11 protein-coding genes are annotated in these 17253 nt (G+C 50.4%); 3 read left to right on the top strand and 8 right to left on the bottom strand.

Going from position 1 to position 17253, the window contains the following annotated elements; translation table 11 throughout:
* Positions 1–45: 45 nt before the first annotated feature.
* Together trxA and CFERDRAFT_RS03545 are read right to left on the bottom strand one after the other, a co-directional pair.
* Positions 46–375: a thioredoxin gene (gene trxA / locus CFERDRAFT_RS03550; protein ID WP_006365837.1), complete on the bottom strand. Its 330-nt coding sequence runs from the start codon at positions 373–375 to the stop codon at positions 46–48.
* 93 nt (positions 376–468) lie between these two features.
* On the bottom strand, positions 469–4044 hold the full coding sequence (locus CFERDRAFT_RS03545) for a DNA polymerase III subunit alpha (protein ID WP_006365836.1): 3576 nt from the start codon (positions 4042–4044) through the stop codon (positions 469–471).
* Between CFERDRAFT_RS03545 and CFERDRAFT_RS12435 the strand changes: the two genes are divergently transcribed.
* The gene (locus tag CFERDRAFT_RS12435) at positions 4024–4209 is read left to right on the top strand and encodes a hypothetical protein (RefSeq protein ID WP_198002394.1); all 186 of its coding nucleotides are present in this window, start codon (positions 4024–4026) and stop codon (positions 4207–4209) included. The two genes, CFERDRAFT_RS03545 and CFERDRAFT_RS12435, sit on opposite strands and share 21 nt — an antisense overlap.
* Positions 4210–4221: 12 nt before the next feature.
* Here the strand turns inward: CFERDRAFT_RS12435 and CFERDRAFT_RS03540 are convergent, their stop codons facing one another.
* A complete protein-coding gene (locus tag CFERDRAFT_RS03540) occupies positions 4222–6585 on the bottom strand; it encodes a glycoside hydrolase family 65 protein (RefSeq protein WP_006365835.1) in 2364 nt (787 codons plus the stop codon).
* A 273-nt stretch (positions 6586–6858) separates the two neighbouring features.
* On the opposite strand from CFERDRAFT_RS03540, the gene CFERDRAFT_RS03535 reads away from it, so the two are divergent.
* Entirely contained in the window at positions 6859–8061 is a 1203-nt protein-coding gene (locus CFERDRAFT_RS03535; RefSeq protein ID WP_040433051.1) for a leucine-rich repeat domain-containing protein, read from the top strand.
* Between the two features lie 82 nt (positions 8062–8143).
* Here the strand turns inward: CFERDRAFT_RS03535 and CFERDRAFT_RS03530 are convergent, their stop codons facing one another.
* The 3 genes from CFERDRAFT_RS03530 to CFERDRAFT_RS03520 all read right to left on the bottom strand — a co-directional run bounded on the left by CFERDRAFT_RS03530 (position 8144) and on the right by CFERDRAFT_RS03520 (position 12345).
* Complete coding sequence (locus tag CFERDRAFT_RS03530) at positions 8144–10081, bottom strand: biotin/lipoyl-containing protein (RefSeq protein WP_006365833.1); 1938 nt, start codon at positions 10079–10081, stop codon at positions 8144–8146.
* A gap of 131 nt (positions 10082–10212) precedes the next feature.
* A complete protein-coding gene (locus CFERDRAFT_RS03525; protein WP_006365832.1) occupies positions 10213–11745 on the bottom strand; it encodes a fumarate hydratase in 1533 nt (510 codons plus the stop codon).
* 135 nt (positions 11746–11880) lie between these two features.
* Positions 11881–12345: a universal stress protein gene (locus CFERDRAFT_RS03520; protein ID WP_006365831.1), complete on the bottom strand. Its 465-nt coding sequence runs from the start codon at positions 12343–12345 to the stop codon at positions 11881–11883.
* 229 nt (positions 12346–12574) lie between these two features.
* On the opposite strand from CFERDRAFT_RS03520, the gene CFERDRAFT_RS03515 reads away from it, so the two are divergent.
* Positions 12575–14143, top strand: coding sequence for a bifunctional aminoglycoside phosphotransferase/ATP-binding protein (locus CFERDRAFT_RS03515; RefSeq protein WP_040433049.1), 1569 nt, complete (start codon positions 12575–12577; stop codon positions 14141–14143).
* Between the two features lie 199 nt (positions 14144–14342).
* On the opposite strand, the gene CFERDRAFT_RS03510 is transcribed toward CFERDRAFT_RS03515, so the two are convergent.
* Entirely contained in the window at positions 14343–15218 is an 876-nt protein-coding gene (locus CFERDRAFT_RS03510; RefSeq protein ID WP_006365829.1) for a VIT1/CCC1 transporter family protein, read from the bottom strand.
* Between the two features lie 31 nt (positions 15219–15249).
* The gene (gene htpG / locus CFERDRAFT_RS03505; protein WP_040433047.1) at positions 15250–17142 is read right to left on the bottom strand and encodes a molecular chaperone HtpG; all 1893 of its coding nucleotides are present in this window, start codon (positions 17140–17142) and stop codon (positions 15250–15252) included.
* Positions 17143–17253: the final 111 nt, after the last annotated feature.

Raw genomic sequence — 17253 nt, 5'->3', positions numbered from 1 at the left:
CGATAGAGAGAGAGGCTTTCCTGTTCCCTGATGCTTCAGTGGAAATCAGACGAGCTGATCGTCGATTTTTTTGGCAATCTGGTTTTTCGGTACCGCTCCAAGCAACTGGTCAACAACCTGACCGTTCTTGAAGATCAAAAGGCTCGGGATGCTTCTGATGCCATACTTGGCAGCGGTGGCAGGGTTCTCATCAACATTGAGTTTTGCAATGACCGCCTTTCCCTCATAATCACCGGCAAGTTCTTCTATAACCGGGCCAAGCATCATGCATGGTCCGCACCATGCAGCCCAGAAATCAACAAGAGCCACTTTCGATGAATCAAGAATCTCGGCCTGGAAATTCTGGTCTGTTGCTACAAGATATTTTCCGCTCATTTTATTTTGTGTCCCGGTTTGAATTAGTAATACTGGAAACGTTTCTGCAAGAGAGCCGATAAGTGATGAAAGTAATAAAAAAAACAAATTTCTCTACCCCGAAATCCTGACATTGTCCGGTCCAAGAATCTTCTCAAGCTCTTCAATGGTGCTCTCGGAGGCCTCGACAGGGGTATTGCGGGCAAAAACCGTTATCATCTCAATATTATCTCCCGACTGCGCATTCACTTCGAATTCAACCGGAGTGCCCCCTTTATGTGCTTCAAATACTTTTTTGACTCCCGCCAGCCGTTCAAGCTGAAACAGGTCATCGGCATCAATTTTCAGAACAATTTTTTTAACAAGGGAGTTTCTCACCTTTTTAATCGGCACAACCTCCCTGACAAGCAGTTTGAGCATACCGCCGCTCACCTCTCCTTCGGCAATCAGCATCAGTACCTCTTCGGGTTTTATCAGATGCCCGTACTGCTCAAAAACGCTGGCAAAAACGGTAAAATCCGCCTTTCCGGTAAAGTCCTCAATGGTGCCGAAGAGCATCTGCTTGCCTTTCCTGTCCTGATAGGGCTTTACCGATACAATGACCCCGATAACCTTGTACTGCTTGGCTGCAATAATCTCCTTTGCATTGAGCTGAAGCGTCGTAAAAGCCTGCCAGTCGCGACGGTAGGGTGAAAGGGGATGATGGCTGAGATAAAATCCCACAAGTTTCTTCTCATGCAGCAGTTTTTCTGCTTCCGCCATCGGTTCGGCCTGATCCATATCAGGATAGTGCTCCTCTTCAAGCAGAGCTCCCTCTTCAGCGGTAAAAAAGCCGCACTGGCCCAGCGTTACCGAGCGGTTCTGCATCTGGCCGAACTTGATAGCCTTGTCCACATTGGCAATCAGCCGTGCCCGATGCTGGTCAATCTCATCAAAGGCACCGGCAAGGATAAGGCACTCAAGCGCCTTGCGGTTCATGACCCGAAGATCGACCGAGGCTGCCAGGTCAAAGAGGTTCTGAAAGTCCCGCTTCCGGCGAAGTTTTGAGGTAACAACCGCCCGTGCGGCACCGCCCACCTGCTTGATAGCGCTCAGCCCTACCCGAATGGAGCATGATCGGCCATCGTCGGAATCTTCAACAGAAAAGAGGGCATCACTTTTATTGATCGAAGGCGGCAGGGTTGAAATACCAAAGCTCTTGGCCTCATCGGTCAGGTGTTTCATCCGCTCGGTATCGCCAATTTCGCTGTTCAGCACTGCGGTCATAAACTCAATGGTGTAGTGAGCTTTCAGGTACCCGGTCCAGTATGCCAGAACCCCGTAAGCCGCAGAGTGACTTTTATTGAATCCGTATCCGGCAAACTCGGCCATCAGCTCGAACACCCTTGTGGCCAGGGTATCATGCACACCCTGCGCAATCGCTCCCTGAACAAAATCCGCCTTGTACTTCTCCATGATCTCGGGCATCTTTTTCCCCATAGCCTTGCGGAGATTATCCGCCTTGGCCAGAGAGAATCCTCCCATCACCTGGGAGATCTGCATCACCTGCTCCTGATAGACAATAACACCATAGGTCTCCTTGAGAATCTCTTCAAGCATCGGGTGCATGTAGTCAATCGCTTCGCGCCCATGCTTGCGGTCAACAAAAAGATCGACAGCATTGCGCTTCTCATCGATCCGTGCGTTAAGTGCACCCGGCCGGTAGAGGGCACTCATGGCTATGATATCACCGATCTGGGTTGGCTGCAGTCGGGTCATATAGCTCTGCATCCCCGATGACTCAAACTGGAAAATGCCGGCCATCTTGCCCTCCTGGAAAATCTTGAAGGTCTTGCGATCGTTCATGGGAACTTTCTCAAGCTCAATATCAAGATCGTAACGCCGCTTGATCATGCGAAGCGTTTCATCAATAACGGCAAGGGTTTCGAGGCCGAGATAATCAATCTTGAGCAGTCCCGCCGTTTCGATCCAGTTTTTGTCAAACTGCGTAACGAGCTGCTTTTCGTCAACCCCGTCGGAACCCTTCATGCTGCCCGGACCGGGTTCGTCAAGATCGATCTCATCAGCGAATTTGCGAACCTCGGTTTCGATCTTGTTTGAAACATAGAGAGGAACCTGCTCTTCGAGAGGACCGGATGTAATAACGACCGCACCGGCATGCATGGAGACGTTGCGGGCTCTGCCCTCAAGAGCACGGGCATAACGTACAAGCTCCCGGATTTCCGGTGAACTTTCAGAAAACTGCTTCAGCTCATTGCTTTCATGCAACGCCTTTTCAAGCGTAATACCCGGTTTGGTCGGAACAAGTTTAGCCAGTTTGTCTACCAGCGGTAGCGGAACCTCCAGCACCCTGCCTGCATCACGTATCGCCGCTTTGGCTCCAAGCGTACCGATCGCAATCACTTTGGCAACACTCTCGGTACCATATTTTTCAACCGTGTATTCAAGAACCTTCTGCTTGCCCACCGGAGTAAAGTCAATATCGATATCGGGCATCGAAGAGCGCTCAGGATTCAGAAACCGCTCGAAGAGCAGCTTGTAGCGCAGGGGATCAATTCTTGTAATACCGGTAAGGTAGGCCACAATACTTCCTGCCGCTGATCCGCGTCCGGGCCCTACCGAATAGCCGAGGGTACGGGAAGCTGCAATCAGATCACTGACAATGAGAAAGTAGGAGCTGAACCCCATTTTTTCAATCACGCCAAGTTCAAGCTCTATGCGCGACTTCACCTCCTCCTTTGAGATCCCTTCGGCTTCCGAATCAGCATATTTCTCCTTTGCACCCTCCCATGTCAGATGGCTGAGATAGGTAAACTCGTCCTGAAACCCCTCCGGCAGAGGAAAATGCGGCAGAACCGGCTCTTTCTGGCAGAAGGTGTAGGTACATTTTTCTGCAATCAGCAGTGAGTTGCTCAGCTCACGATGCTCATCACTGAAAAGACGACTCATCTCATCTGAAGACTTCAGATAGTGATCAGAACCAGCCAGTGCCTGGAGGTTCTGACTGGAGAGCTTCTCCTTGGTTCGGTTGGCAACCATAGCCCGGTAACAGCCGGCATCCTTTCTTTCGAGATAGTGAACATTGTTGGTGGCAACAAGTTCAATCGATAATTTTTCGGCAAGCGCTATGGTCTCCCGGTTGAGCTTTTCATCAAACGGTGCCTGGTGTTGCTGCAATTCGAGATAGAAGTTATCACCGAAAATCTCCTGGTAGTAGGCTGCAAATGTTTCCGCTTCATCAATCGCACCGGCCAGCAGAGCCCTTCCTATACGTCCCGAACTGTATGCGGATAAACAGACCAGCCCGTCATGATAGTGTTCAAGCAGACGGCTCTCAATATGCGGCATACCGTTGACAAAGCCGTCTTTTGCCGCCCGTGAGAGCAGAATACAGAGATTGCGATACCCGGTATCGTTCTGGACAAGAAGGACAAGGGAGGGTGACGTGGGGATGCGGCTGTGCTGGTGTGTATCGGATTCAAGCAGGAGGAGTTCACTGCCGATAATAAGCTTGATACCGGCATTTTTTGCTTCATAGAAAAGCTCCGGCATATTGAAAATAGCGCAATAATCAGTAACCGCTACACTCTTCATGCCGAACCCTGCCGCTGCGGAAAAAAGTTCACCCGGAAAAATCGGACTGCTCTGCATTGAATAGTGCGTATGAGCATGCAAATGAACAAAATCCATAACGATAAAGACCTTCAGGGTTTGATGATAGCCAGGGAAAAGAGCGGACAGAGCACTCCGCCTGCCGGGGAGCTTGTGAAGATGAAAATAGCAATTTTTTCGGTATCTCAGCCGCTCTCTCCTTCATCCTGCAGAGAGTCGATGGGTATAAACAATTCGGCGTGATCCACCGCTCTTTCAGGAAGAGCAATAAGGCAGCACAGTTAAACGGTTAACCTCTATTTTGTAGGTTTTCCGGTAGAGGCTCAAAGGTACCGGACTCTCTTCTGCGGATCGGATCATCACCTCCACCCTCTCATGATAAACCGTAACGTCAACCGCCCGCTCTCCCCACCGTACAGTAAACGAAAGGCTTTCCCATTTTTTCGGAAGCCACGGTTTGAGCACCAGACGATCGGACTTTATCGAAAACCCTCCGAACCCGTAGATTGCCGTCTGCCAGGTACCACCAACCGCAGCAGCATGAATACCAAGCGCACTGTTCTCATGGAGGTTCTCAAGGTCGAAGAGAGCGGTCTTCATAAAATAGCTGTAAGCGCGTGTGCGCCTGCCGGTAGTAAGACCCATCATGGCATGGATACAGTGACTCAGTGAGGATTTATGCACGGTACGCCGCTCGTAATAGTCATAATTGGCCATTTTATCCTCATCGCTGAATGCATGAGGAAAGAGCAGCATCATGCTCATGACATCAGCCTGCTTGATAAGCCTTGTTGACTGAATATTGCGGTAATGTACGCCACGGGGAAGCACCGGATGACCCTTGCGGTCAAAATCGGTAATCACATAATCCCTGAGTGAAAAGTAACCATCAAACTGTTCATAGATCTTTGTTTCAGCGTTATAGGAGAACTTGAGATTGCGACTGATATCCATCCAGGACTCCACCTCCTCACCCGCCAGCTCTATTTTCGACGAAATGTTCCGGAGCATCCCTGCGTCATTGCGTACCATATACTTGTAGAGCATCGCAGCAAGACGAAGATGCCATTTGACAATAAAATTGGTATAGGCATTGTTATTGACATGCTCATGAAACTCATCAGGGCCTATAACACAGTGGATCTCATACTGCTCACCGATTTTGACAACACGCGAAGCCCAGAAGCGGGCTGTCAGAAAAACCATTTCAAGCCCGTAATCGATCAGAAAACTTACATCGCCGGTGACCCGGAAATACTTTTCCACGCCGTATATGACGTCGGAAACAATATGATCCTCCTCGGTCCCGGTGTAGATGAGCCTGATGGTCTTCTCAAGCTTTGAGGCAAATCTCGGCGTAACATCCTCTCCGGTAACTGCCGACTCCCATGCATATTTTGCCCCTTTATAGCCCATTTTCCGGGCATTTTCCCTTGCTCCGCCAAGTGTATTATAGCGGTAGAGAAGCATGTTCCGGGCAATTTCCGGAAAATTGTAGATATAAAACGGAAGAATGAATATTTCGGTATCCCAGAAAACATGTCCGAGGTAGCCCTCGGAACTGAGGAATTTCGCCCCGATACCGGCCGGGCGAACCGGGCCGTTGATAAGCAGTTGGTAGATATTGTAGCGTAATGCATGCTGAGCCTCTTCGTCACCCCTGATAACGACATCAGCCTGCTTCCACTTCTCACTCCATGCCGCAAGATGTGCCGTTATTTCACGCTCGGCACCACTGCGGACAAACGCTTTAAGCTTGCAGATCGAACCTTTGAACATCTCATCCGGCTTTATCTCCCTGCTCGTGGTGACAACCGCCAGCTTTTCAAAGATATAGCTCTCCCCTTTTTTGGCCTCGATAGTGATTTCGCTGGTAAACTTCTCTCCGTAAATTCTCGGCTCCCACTTCAGATTGTGGAAAGAGGGCGAAACCAGACGCCATGAAGCCGCCTCCGAAATCCGTATACCCCTCTCACGGGTTTTCATCTCGAGATACATAAAAACCCTGCCCCGCTCAATTCTTTCAAGCTGAAGATGCTTGAGCATTTCGCGAGGGAAAAACCCCCTGTTGCAGACATCTCCGTTCAGGCCGGTCAACACCCGGATCGGTCCGGAAAAATTGCGGGGAGTTATTTTGACCTGCATATATCCCAGATGCATGTCATGCATAAAGACAAGGCGAACCGTTTCGAGGGTGATGAGCTTCCCGGCAGGATCCCTGAAGGTGGTACTGCGGTGCAGGGTCCCTTTTTTCAGATCAAGAGTCTGCTCGTGATGAAGCGCCTTGCAGCTTGAAAGACAGAATTTCTGACCCTCAACCCATATCGACAGATCGGTCCACATCGGACATTTGACCAGTTCTTCAACATCGGCCTCCGATTTATCAAAGATGCCATTCAGATACATGCCACCGGAATGTCCCGGCGGAAGCTCCTCAAGACTTCCCCTGATATTGAGATAACCGTTTCCAATGGTCAGAAGGGTCTCGTTGACCTGGATACTTTTTTCGGATTTTCGAAACCCTTTTCGCCTCAACAGCCACTCATCACCCGAAAGCGTGAGCAGTTTGTCCGGTACCGTTCCGGCAACGTTTCCCGGCGTTAACGCAGGGTTATTCATAAATGGCTCCTCCCGGTAGACATCCTTTATTGAGGACTATTACATCACTGAACATCTGCTCAGTTTTCGCCAATAAACATATTTACTTTAATAAACAAAGAACACCGGTTAAAGGCAATTAGTTTATTCCTCGTCAGGCCGGTAAGGTGAGGTGAAATAAAGCGTAAAATACCTGCATGAATTTTCTCATCCTGTATGGCGGTAACGCTTTTTTTCTTATTATTTAATAATATTCCACCCTTTCTCTTAATCAACGCAAGATGCCGTATAATTTTGGAGCAAAACACCTATAATCAGTGCCCGGTTTGCAGTTATCCGCTCACAGTGCAAAGTGCAGTATGTCCCCGATGCGGAAATGATATACTTGAAGATATAACCTCACTTGACGAGCAATCACAGGAAATTCACCGTCAGCATATAGAGGAGAAAAAGGCTGAATGGTATACCCGTTGCCTTACCGAAAAACTCAATTGCAGTCCAAACCATCCAGCTGGTCCGCCGGTTGAACAGCCTCCAAAGGATAATGGACGGCATCTGTATTGCCAGTCTGATGAGATTGAATACCTTCGCACCATCTCAAGGGCAGAGCTGCTCCGTGAGAGCAGTGCCCGTAAAAAGTGGTGGCAGACCATGACTGATGAGTGGAAAGAGATCATCAAAACCACTCTGAAAGTTGTCCGTGAACCTTCCGATCAGGAGCTGCTTGATTTTCTTGAAACCACACACCTTCGCTGTGACAACCGGAGAATTCACGACCTCCTGCCTGTCAGGATGCTTGAAAAACTTCAGCAGCTCCGATGCGATGAGTCACCTGTTTCAGATCTTGAACCGCTGGCTCATCTTGAGAAACTGCAGCGCCTCTATGCTTTCGACTGTGACTTCTCGTCACTTGATCCCCTTCGCAACCTGACAAGCCTCAAACTGCTCTGGATTTCAAGCACACAGATCACGACGCTTGAACCGGTCAGCAAGCTCTCCAATCTTGAAGAGCTCTACTGTTCCGAAACACCGATCAATGACCTTTCGCCTCTGAAAAAGCTTTTCAAGCTTGAAAAGCTGAGCTGTTACAAAACCGGGATCTCCTCCCTTGCGCCGCTCAGACATCTTGAAAACCTCATCGAACTTGGCATCAACAGCTCCTACGTTACCGACCTGTCGCCACTCTCCGGGCTCAGCAACCTCGAATATCTCCGCTGTAACAAAACAGCCATCGAAAATATCGAGCCGCTGCGTTCACTTGCCGGTCTTCGTGAACTGAGCCTGGCAAACACCCATGTCATGACCATCGAAGCGCTTGAAGAGCTGACCTACCTTGAGGAGCTTGACATCTCAAACACGCTCGTTTCGTCCATCGATCCCCTGATGCAGCTTCAGAACCTTGAAAAAATAGAGCTTTCGCCCGGCAACATCCCCCGCGACGAACTCGAACGCTTCATAGAGCTCCATCCCGAGTGTGAAGTTATTCTCAGAAAGTAACGCATCACCCCTCTCCCCTTTTAACGACAAAACCCCCGATCTCAGGGGGTTTTGTCGTCTGCGAAGTAGATTCATATTTAGGCTATCCGATGGTCATCATAATCTCTCCCATGCCAATAGTATCACCCTTGGCGACCGTGATGGAGAGAATTTTCCCTGCGCAGGGGGCCTTGACCGGATTTTCCATTTTCATGGCTTCAAGGACGGCCACCTCTTCGCCCTCCTTCACATCATCTCCAACCTTGACGGAAATCGAGAAGACGTTGCCTGGCATGACTGCAAGTACCGGGGTGCCAGCGGCTACTGCCGGTGCGGCAGGTGCTGCAGCAACCGCTGGAGCTGACGTTTGCGGTGTTCCCTGGGGGTTGATGGATGAACCTTCGGCAAAAGTCACATTAAAGGGAGAGCCATCAACAAAGACGGTAAAGTTGCCGGCCATGGAGATAACTTTCGGTGCAGCGGAAGCTGCCGGAGCAGCTTCTACAGGAACTGGCTTGGAGAAAAGCTCCTCAAGGCGGTGGGTAACCTCCTTCTGATGGATATCGTGCTTGTGCGCTTCGTGGTAAGCGGCAACAACCTCTGCCTTGGTTTTTGCCTTGATTTCAACCGCAATATCGGCCTTGTAGCGGATACCGGTTGAGCAATCGCCCTGAAGGAAGGCGATACCCTTGGCTCCGCAGGTGGCCGCGATAAAGATGTTCTCGTCAGTCTGCGGAATATGGGCTTTCTGAAGCAGCGAACGGTTATACTCGATGCCAAGCTCGGGGTTACGGTCGTTGATGTCGTGCACATCCTCCGTTGTCGGCACAAGACCGAGCTGTTCGGAGGCAAGCCTGACCACTTCGGGATCAGGGGCCGACGGGGTGCGGCCAAAGTAGCCGAGCACCATCTTGCCATATCCATCGGTGATCTTTTTCCAGTCACCCTGAATGGTATTGGCAAATGCCTGTTGAACATAGAACTGTGAAACCGGAGTTACCGATGCGCCGAAACCGCCTTTGACAACCACTTCACGCATGTTCTTGATCACATCCGGCAGCAGGTGAAGCGTGTTGTTGTCGCGCATCATCTGGGTGTTTGCCGTAAGGGCTCCGCCGGGCATGGGTGAAAAGGAGATCACGGGATTGACCGCTGTCGCTTCGGGCGGCATGTAGTATTTGTACATCTGATCGATAAAGAGCGCCTCGACCTCAAGATATTTTTCATGATCGATGTCAAGGGTATATTCGGTACCGCGAAGCCGCTGCCACATAGTGAGAATATCAACCTCCGCTGTTCCTCCGCTCACCGGAGCCATGGAGAGATCAATAATGTCGGCTCCGCCGGTGATGGCGGCAAAGTTGCAGGCCACACCCATTCCTGCCGTATCGTGGGTATGAAACTGGATGATGGTCCCTTCGGGCAGCATCTTGCGTGCCCCCTTGATGGTCTCATGTACCACAGCAGGAGTTGTGGTGCCGGAAGCATCCTTGAAGGCAACGCTGTCGTAGGGAATATCGGCATCAAGAATCTCCTTCAGCTTGTCGAGATAGAACTGGGGAGTGTGACAATAGGTCTCGTGCAGCCCTGGAGGCAGACCCATCATGGCCACAACAACCTGGTGCTTCAGCCCGGCATCATGGATACACTGGCCGGAGTAGGCAAGGTTGCGGATATCCATCAGCGCATCAAAATTGCGGATGGTGGTGATCCCATGTTTTTTGAAGAGTTTTGCATGGAGATCGATAATGTCACGTGACTGTGAAACCAGACCGACGACATTGGCACCGCGTGAGAGGGTCTGAAGATTGATATCCGGCCCGACAATCTCGCGGGCGGAATCCATCATGGTAAAGGCATCCTCCTCACAGTAGAAGTAAAGGCTCTGAAAGCGGGCACCGCCGCCTATTTCAAAGTTATCGGTTCCGGCATGAACGGCGGCTTCCAGTGCAGGCAGAAAATCCTCGGTCTTGACCCTTGCACCAAAACATGACTGAAACCCGTCACGAAAGGAGACGTCCATAAACCTTATTTTTTTCATATACTCCGTCCTCTCAGTTAAATTCTTCAATTATTGGTAATGCCCTGGTAATCCTCACCTCCGAACAGGCAGGAGAGAAACTCCACGGTTAAAACGTTTCTTAAACAGCCCTGCCGCAATTGCCGGAGTACTCAGTGACTCTCTGTGGCAAATTTGCCAAGGCGACTTAGCGACTCCTCATCAATCCGGCTGTGCAGGCTGTTACCGTGCGAATCCATGGTCACAATTGCCGGAAAGGCATTTACCTGCAAATGCCACATCGCTTCGGGCACACCCATCTCCTCAAGAAAATCAACACCGGTCACCTTTTCAATGCATCGGGCATAGTACTGGGCTGCACCGCCGATCGCGTTCAGATAGACTGCACCGTGATCCTGCAACCCCTTGAGCGTTTTGGGACCCATGCCCCCTTTACCGATGATCGCCCGCAGACCGAGTTTTTTGATCACATCCGCCTGATAGGGCTCCTCACGGCTTGAAGTGGTCGGCCCGGCGGCTGTAACGCGGTAACTGCCGTCTGCATTTTTCAGCACAACCGGCCCGCAGTGAAAGAGCACTCCCCCATTGGTGTCAAGATGTTCGGGAAGGTCGTGATGCATGATATAGTGATGGAAGGCATCGCGGCCCGTATGCATTTCGCCGTTGATAAGCACCATATCACCCACCTTGAGGCTGCGGATCTGCTCTTCCGTTACCGGAGCCTGGAGAACAACCTCCCTGCCGGTAAGAGGAATACCTTCACCCCTTGCCATCCTCTTGATCTCATCGCTGTCACGGTACTGCCAGTGGACAATAGAGCCGGTTTCCGCGTCAAGCAGCACGCCCAGCCTGCGGTATGCCCAGCAGTTATAGGCCACCGAAACATAAAAACTTGCAGGAACACGGTGTGACTTGCCGATTTTACAGCCAAGCAGCGTGGTCTTGCCGCCGAACCCCATGGGGCCGATCTCCATCGTATTGGCTTTCCGGAGAATATCCTGCTCAAGCAGGTCGAGCTCACTGTCGGGGTTATGATCGTCAATACGACGGAAGAGCTGCTTTTTTGCCAGTTCAAAACCGCTGGTACGGTCACCTCCAATACCTACGCCAATAAACCCCGGGCTGCACCCCTGGCCCTGTGCCTGATAAACCGCATGCAGCAAACATTTGCGTACACCTTCAAGGTCACGTGAAGCACTGCCAAGCCCGGGAATCTCCATCGGGAGCGAATACTGAATATTTTTGTTCTCACAGCCGCCACCCTTGAGAATCAGCTTTACCTCTATCTCACTCTTCTCCCATGGTTCAAAATGGATCACCGGAAAATGATCACCGAGATTATTGCCGGAGTTTTTTCCCGTAAAGGCATCCACGGCATTCGGGCGAAGCTTGCCGGATCTGGACGCTTCAGCGATGGCCTCCTCTATCTCCTTTTTCATCTGAAGCTGATCAACACCGCGAGGAGTATGAATAAAAAAGGTCGGCATACCGGTATCCTGGCATATCGGCGAAATATTGTCAACAGCCATATCAATGTTAACCGATATGGTAGACATGGCAAGACCTGCCTGGGAAGCGGGATCTTCCTGATCAATTGCTCTTGAAATTGCACAACGCACATCACTCGGCAGATTAGCCGAAGTTTCAGTAATAAGCGTAAGTATGGACTCCCTGAAGTTTTTCATAGACTTTTATAAAGCTATTATTTACAAGAATTTATAGTAAAACATATACATCAGCCCACGGCTCGTCGGGATTACAACTATTGCGACCACAACATATCAGGGATGAAGAAGAGAGATGCGATGTTCAGATGTACATCACTCGGCAATAACTTTGTCAGCAGCGCTCTTTTTTACCAGAAGAACCGGAATATCAGAGGAACGGAAAACATCTTCAGCCACACTGCCCATCATAAGGCGTTGCAAACCGCTTCGGCCATGGGAGCCCATAATTATGAGGTCCGCACCCCATGCCTGAGCCTGTTCACTGATCACTTTGGATGCCTCTCCCCTGAGAATGCGTATATCGGCACTCAATCCCTTTTTTATCTCCGCCATCAGAAGCGTTGAAATATTTTCAGGGATAGCATCATCCTCTTCCGGTATAAGGCACTCCGGTGCATCTCCTTCCGGCACCTTCACGCAGGGAGCCTGCGGAGTTACGATATGCAGAATCCTGACATGAGCACCAACCTTCCGGGCAAATTCAATTGCATAGCGAACGGCATTGTCCGAAGTGGCAGAATAATCAGCCGGACAGAGAATCTTGGAGAGATGGATCATAAAGGTAATTTTAACCCGTGATAATAAGAGGTCCCATATCCTTCCAGCAAAATTTTAATGTACATTTTTTTTCTTAATCCATGAGCATCTTCAAGCATAACCAAAGAGGATTGAGCAGCTTTCATTCATTGATTTTTCAGGTTAATTTGCCTGCTCACCTTTTCTGTCAACCGGACTATATTGCATGGACTGTTCGCGACTTTCGAGGCAAATCTTAACTCCACCCAATATGGAATCGCTGAGAGAAGCACTGAGTCATCCGGATGCGTACAACCATGAACCCGGTACCATCGAGGTAGTTGAAACCCATATCTCCTGGGTTTTCATCACCGGCACCTTCGCCTTCAAGGTAAAAAAGCCTGTCGATCTCGGATTTCTGGATTTCTCAACCCTCGAAAAACGCCTTCACTGCTGCCGTGAGGAGCTGCGCCTGAACCGGAGGCTCTGTCCTGAAATTTACCTTTCGGTTGTGCCGATTATCCGGTATGGAGAGCATCTGCTGTTTGATGAAGATGAAAAAGGTGAAGGCGAAATTATCGATTACGCTGTCAAAATGGTACGCTTTGACCGTACCATGGAGCTCGACCGGATGATGGCGGCCGGAAAACTTCGCGGTGAGCATATTGACACACTCTCGCTCCTGATTGCCCGTTTCCATGAGGGTCTCGCTCCCGCTCCGCCTGAAAGCGGATTCGGACTTCCGGAGAATGTGATCAAACCGGTACTGCACAATTTTCTGCATATGGAGCCGGTGCTTGATGTGACCGGAGAAAAAGAGCGGATTGAAATCCTCAAGGCCTGGAGTCTTCAGGAACATCAAGCGCGCCATCAGCTCTTTCTGGATCGAAAACGTAACGGCTCTATCCGCCAGTGCCATGGCGACATGCATACCGGAAACATGGTACTCTGGCGTGAACAGATCCTTATTTTTGACTGCATCGAGTTCAGCGACATGCTCAGCATTATTGACGTCATCAGTGACCTCGCCTTTCTCTTTATGGATCTTGAACATGCCGGTCTTACTGCACTGGCATGGCGGCTTCTCAACGGCTATCTGGCTGAAACCGGCGATTACTGCGCCCTGCCGCTGCTGCGCTTTTATGCCATGTACCGGGCAATGGTGAGGGCAAAAGTAACGGCAATCCGTTACAGCCAGACAGCCGATCCTGCAGCGGCAGCAAAAAGCCTCGAAGAGCACCGCTCATACCTTGAACTTGCCGAAACCTACACCCTGAAAAAGAGCCCCCTGCTCTGCATAACGTTCGGCGTATCCGGCAGCGGAAAAAGCCATCTACTCACCGCTCTCGCTCCGGAAATACCTGCAATCCATCTGCGTTCAGATGTTGAACGAAAAAGGATTGCCGGCCTCAAGCCCCTTCAGAGAAGCAAACAGGAGGGTACTCTATCAATCTACACCGATGAGATCAGCCGGGCAACATACACGCGCCTCCTTGAACTTGCGGAACTCTGCATCAGTGAAGGTATTGCGGTTGTGGTTGATGCCACCTTCCTGAAGAGAGAACGACGCAAGGCGTTCATGGAGCTTGCTGCTCTTCGAAACACCCCGTTCAGGATTCTTCATGTTCATGCTCCGGAAACGCTGCTCTTTGAGCGGGTGCAGAAACGATTCCGTGAAGGGAGTGATCCCTCTGAAGCGGACAGTGCTGTACTCAAAGCGCAGCTTGCCTCAATGGAGCCGCTCAGTGCAGAAGAAGAGGCCGTGAGTATATCGATAGATAGCTCTCAGGTGACAGATATTGCAGCCTTTGCCGGGCAGTTGCGACTGCTGAGAAGCTGAATGGATGATATGGAGGTGTCATCTCGACCGCAGGGAGAGATCTCTCAGCCCCGGGAGATCTCTCATCTATTATTCGGGAGGGATTCGGGATGACAAAATGTCACAAGGCAGATGCATTTGGCTAAATGCAAAAAGCCGCAGCACAAAAAAGCATTGTGCTGCGGCATGGAAAAAAGAAACAGGGGAAAGTGACTGGTAGTTAGATGACAACCCCGAATGCGTACCGTATCGCATACCCCGCAAGGAAACTCAGTGCGGCCACGCTGAAACTCAACCCGATCATCTCAAGGAAACGGCTCTTGAATGGCTCATCACGCACCACGGAGATATAGTAGTTGAAAAACCCGATGATGCAGATTGCCGCAAAAAATGACAGCCCGAGGCAGATATACAGGTCCTCAAGGAAGAGATAGGGCAGAATCAGCAGAAGCACCGTAATGACATAGGCAATTCCGGTGTAGAAGGCGGCAAGAAAAGGATTTTTACCACCCGGATCCGACTTGGTTGCCAGATACCCTGATGCAGCCATGGAGAGGGCTGCGGCAAAGCCGGTAATGGCCGCCGTCAACGCAACAAGCGTGGTATTCTGCAGGGCAAAGGTCAAACCGGCAAGCACACCCATCAGTTCAACAAGGGCATCATTGAGACCAAAGACAATCGCACCGGTATATTTAAGGCGATCTTCATCGAGAAGTGAAATAAGCGCCTGTTCATGCTCCTCCTCGTCACGGACAATCCCGTTGATCTCCTTGAATGAACCCGGAATCCGGCTGTAGGTATCATGCGCCCGGTGCTCCCCCTTTTCCATCAGCTTCAGACCAAAGGTGAAACCGAAGAGCATGCTGACAAACGAGTAGAACCAGACCTTGAAGCGTCCGGGAGCTATCTCTCTGCCGGTATAGCTCTTCCAGACATTGTAGTGACGCATCTCATCGTCGGCAATCTGGCAAAGGATGCGCCGGTTCTTGACCCCGCCCACCTTGTCGGAAAGATTCTTGTAGATGTAGTGCTCGGTTATCTCGTTTTTCTGAAAAACCGCCGCAGCCCGTGCCTCGAACTCCCTTCCCTTTTTCACAAAGTAACTGGTTAAAAGTTTGTAATGCCGCTTACCTTGAGAGCGTTGCCGCCTCTATCAGTTCATTCATTCTCGATAAAAAGTCTGTTGTCGAGTCAAGACTTCCCTCAACAAGCAGCGCACCTTCATAGAGCTGTCGAATTGCCGTTTTGATCAGCGGATTCCCGGCGTTTGCGATAATCATACCGGAAATATTACGGATAATGGGATGAGCGGTGTTCACCTCAAGAATCCTCTTTCCGGCAGGCATGTTTATCCCGCCCTGCATCATCTTCATCATCTTCTCCATCTGGCTGTCAAGCCCGTCCTTTCCGCTTACCAGCGTAACCGGAGAGCTGACCAGACGGTGGGATTCGATAACATCCTCGACACTCTCGCCAAGCGTATCACGGAAGAGCTGGAGCACCGGCGCAAGCAGATTGTCGGCAAGCGGCTCTTTGTCATCCTTCTTCTCTTTTGAAAAGTCAATATCGGCTTTTTCAAGCGATTTCAGGGGCTTTTTGTCATACTCATGAATTGAGGGGATAACAAAAACGTCAACCGGATCGGTGAGCAGCAGCACCTCTATCCCCTTCTCCTGGAAGTATTCAAGATTAGGGTGGGCAAGCAGTTGACTGCGGCTCGCCCCGGAAAGGTAGTAGATCTCTTTCTGTTCGCTGCCCATTCTTTCCGTGTACTCCTTGAGGGTCACGTAGCTGTCATCAGCGGTTTTTGTGCTCTCGAATCGCAGCAGCTCAATAAGCTTTTCGCGATTGGTAAAGTCCGTATTCAGACCGATTTTGATAATCGGGCCGAACGCCTTGTAAAAGGTTCTGAACTTTTCAGGCTGCTCCTGGGCCAGTGTTTCAAACCAGCCGAGAATCTTGCTGGTAAGAATCTGACGGATTTTGGCCATCACCGGGCTTGACTGCACAACCTCTCTTGAAACATTAAGCGAAAGATCTTCGGTATCGACCACGCCGGAGATAAAGCGCAGGTACTCCGGCAGCAGATCGCGGCACTCATTCTGGATCAGTACCTTCTTCACATAGAGCTGGGGCCCGCGGTTCTCAAGCTCGCCCTGACGGTAGAGCAGCTCGGGCGGAGCCTCGGAGGGCAAAAAGAGCAGGGACTTGAAGCTGACCATACCCTCAACAGAGATCGGCAGATAGTCAAGCGGATCCTTGTAGTCATTGGCAATGAACTTGTAGAACTCGTTGACCTCTTCATCCTTCAGCTCATTTTTTGAACGCTGCCAGAGGGCGGTGATGCTGTTCAGCTGCTTGTCAGCCAGATAGATCGGAAAATCAACAAAGTTGGAGTACTTTTTGACAATCTGCTCAACACGGTACTCCTCGGCAAACTCCTTGTAATCCTCTTTCAGCTTGAAGGAGATTTTTGTGCCCCGCTGAGCCCTCTCGATTTTTTCAATCGTATAGGTTCCCTGGCCGCTTGAACGCCACCGGTAGGCTTGTGAATCAGGCCTTGCACTGCGGGTTTCAACCGTTACCTCTTCGGTTACCATAAATACCGAATAGAACCCTACACCGAACTGGCCGATAAGATTGCCGTCAAGCTCTTTCTGCTGCTCTTTGAGCGACTGCATAAAACCGAGCGTGCCCGACTTGGCCACCGTGCCGAGATTGGCAATCAGCTCCTCCTCCGTCATGCCGACACCGCTGTCTTCAATGGCGAAGGTCAGCTCTTTGGAATCGATAGAGAGACGGATGGCGAGCTCTGACTCCTTGTCAAGAATATCCTGATCGGTCAGGGCATTGAAACGCACCTTGCTCAGGGCGTCGGAACCATTGGAGATCAGCTCCCGGAGAAAAATTTCAGGGTGGGTATAGAGTGAATGGACAATAAGATCCAGAAGCTGCTTCATCTCAGCCTTGTATTCAAACTCCTGTACAGGTGCGGTATCGTTTTTGCTCTTCTTGCTCATGATTGCTTTACGTTGTTTTTTTTGACTTGTGTTCCGGAAATTCCGGATAGATGTTAGCATATTTCAGTGTCGCACGGCAGCAGAACTGCGCACTCCCCGGCTGAAAAAACA

It is taken from the genome of Chlorobium ferrooxidans DSM 13031 (assembly GCF_000168715.1).
In the GTDB taxonomy this organism is placed as follows: Bacteria; Bacteroidota; Chlorobiia; order Chlorobiales; family Chlorobiaceae; genus Chlorobium; species Chlorobium ferrooxidans.
Note: the sequence above shows the minus strand (reverse complement) of the source record. Positions and strands in the feature narration are given on the sequence as shown.

What these genes read in the sequence shown, in the direction of transcription:
- trxA (WP_006365837.1), bottom strand. Translation starts at nt 375, where the DNA reads ATGAGCGGAAAATATCTTGTAGCAACAGACCAGAATTTCCAGGCCGAG.
- CFERDRAFT_RS12435 (WP_198002394.1), top strand. Translation starts at nt 4,024, where the DNA reads ATGCAAATGAACAAAATCCATAACGATAAAGACCTTCAGGGTTTGATG.
- CFERDRAFT_RS03545 (WP_006365836.1), bottom strand. Translation starts at nt 4,044, where the DNA reads ATGGATTTTGTTCATTTGCATGCTCATACGCACTATTCAATGCAGAGC.
- CFERDRAFT_RS03540 (WP_006365835.1), bottom strand. Translation starts at nt 6,585, where the DNA reads ATGAATAACCCTGCGTTAACGCCGGGAAACGTTGCCGGAACGGTACCG.
- CFERDRAFT_RS03530 (WP_006365833.1), bottom strand. Translation starts at nt 10,081, where the DNA reads ATGAAAAAAATAAGGTTTATGGACGTCTCCTTTCGTGACGGGTTTCAG.
- CFERDRAFT_RS03525 (WP_006365832.1), bottom strand. Translation starts at nt 11,745, where the DNA reads ATGAAAAACTTCAGGGAGTCCATACTTACGCTTATTACTGAAACTTCG.
- CFERDRAFT_RS03520 (WP_006365831.1), bottom strand. Translation starts at nt 12,345, where the DNA reads ATGATCCATCTCTCCAAGATTCTCTGTCCGGCTGATTATTCTGCCACT.
- CFERDRAFT_RS03515 (WP_040433049.1), top strand. Translation starts at nt 12,575, where the DNA reads ATGGAATCGCTGAGAGAAGCACTGAGTCATCCGGATGCGTACAACCAT.
- htpG (WP_040433047.1), bottom strand. Translation starts at nt 17,142, where the DNA reads ATGAGCAAGAAGAGCAAAAACGATACCGCACCTGTACAGGAGTTTGAA.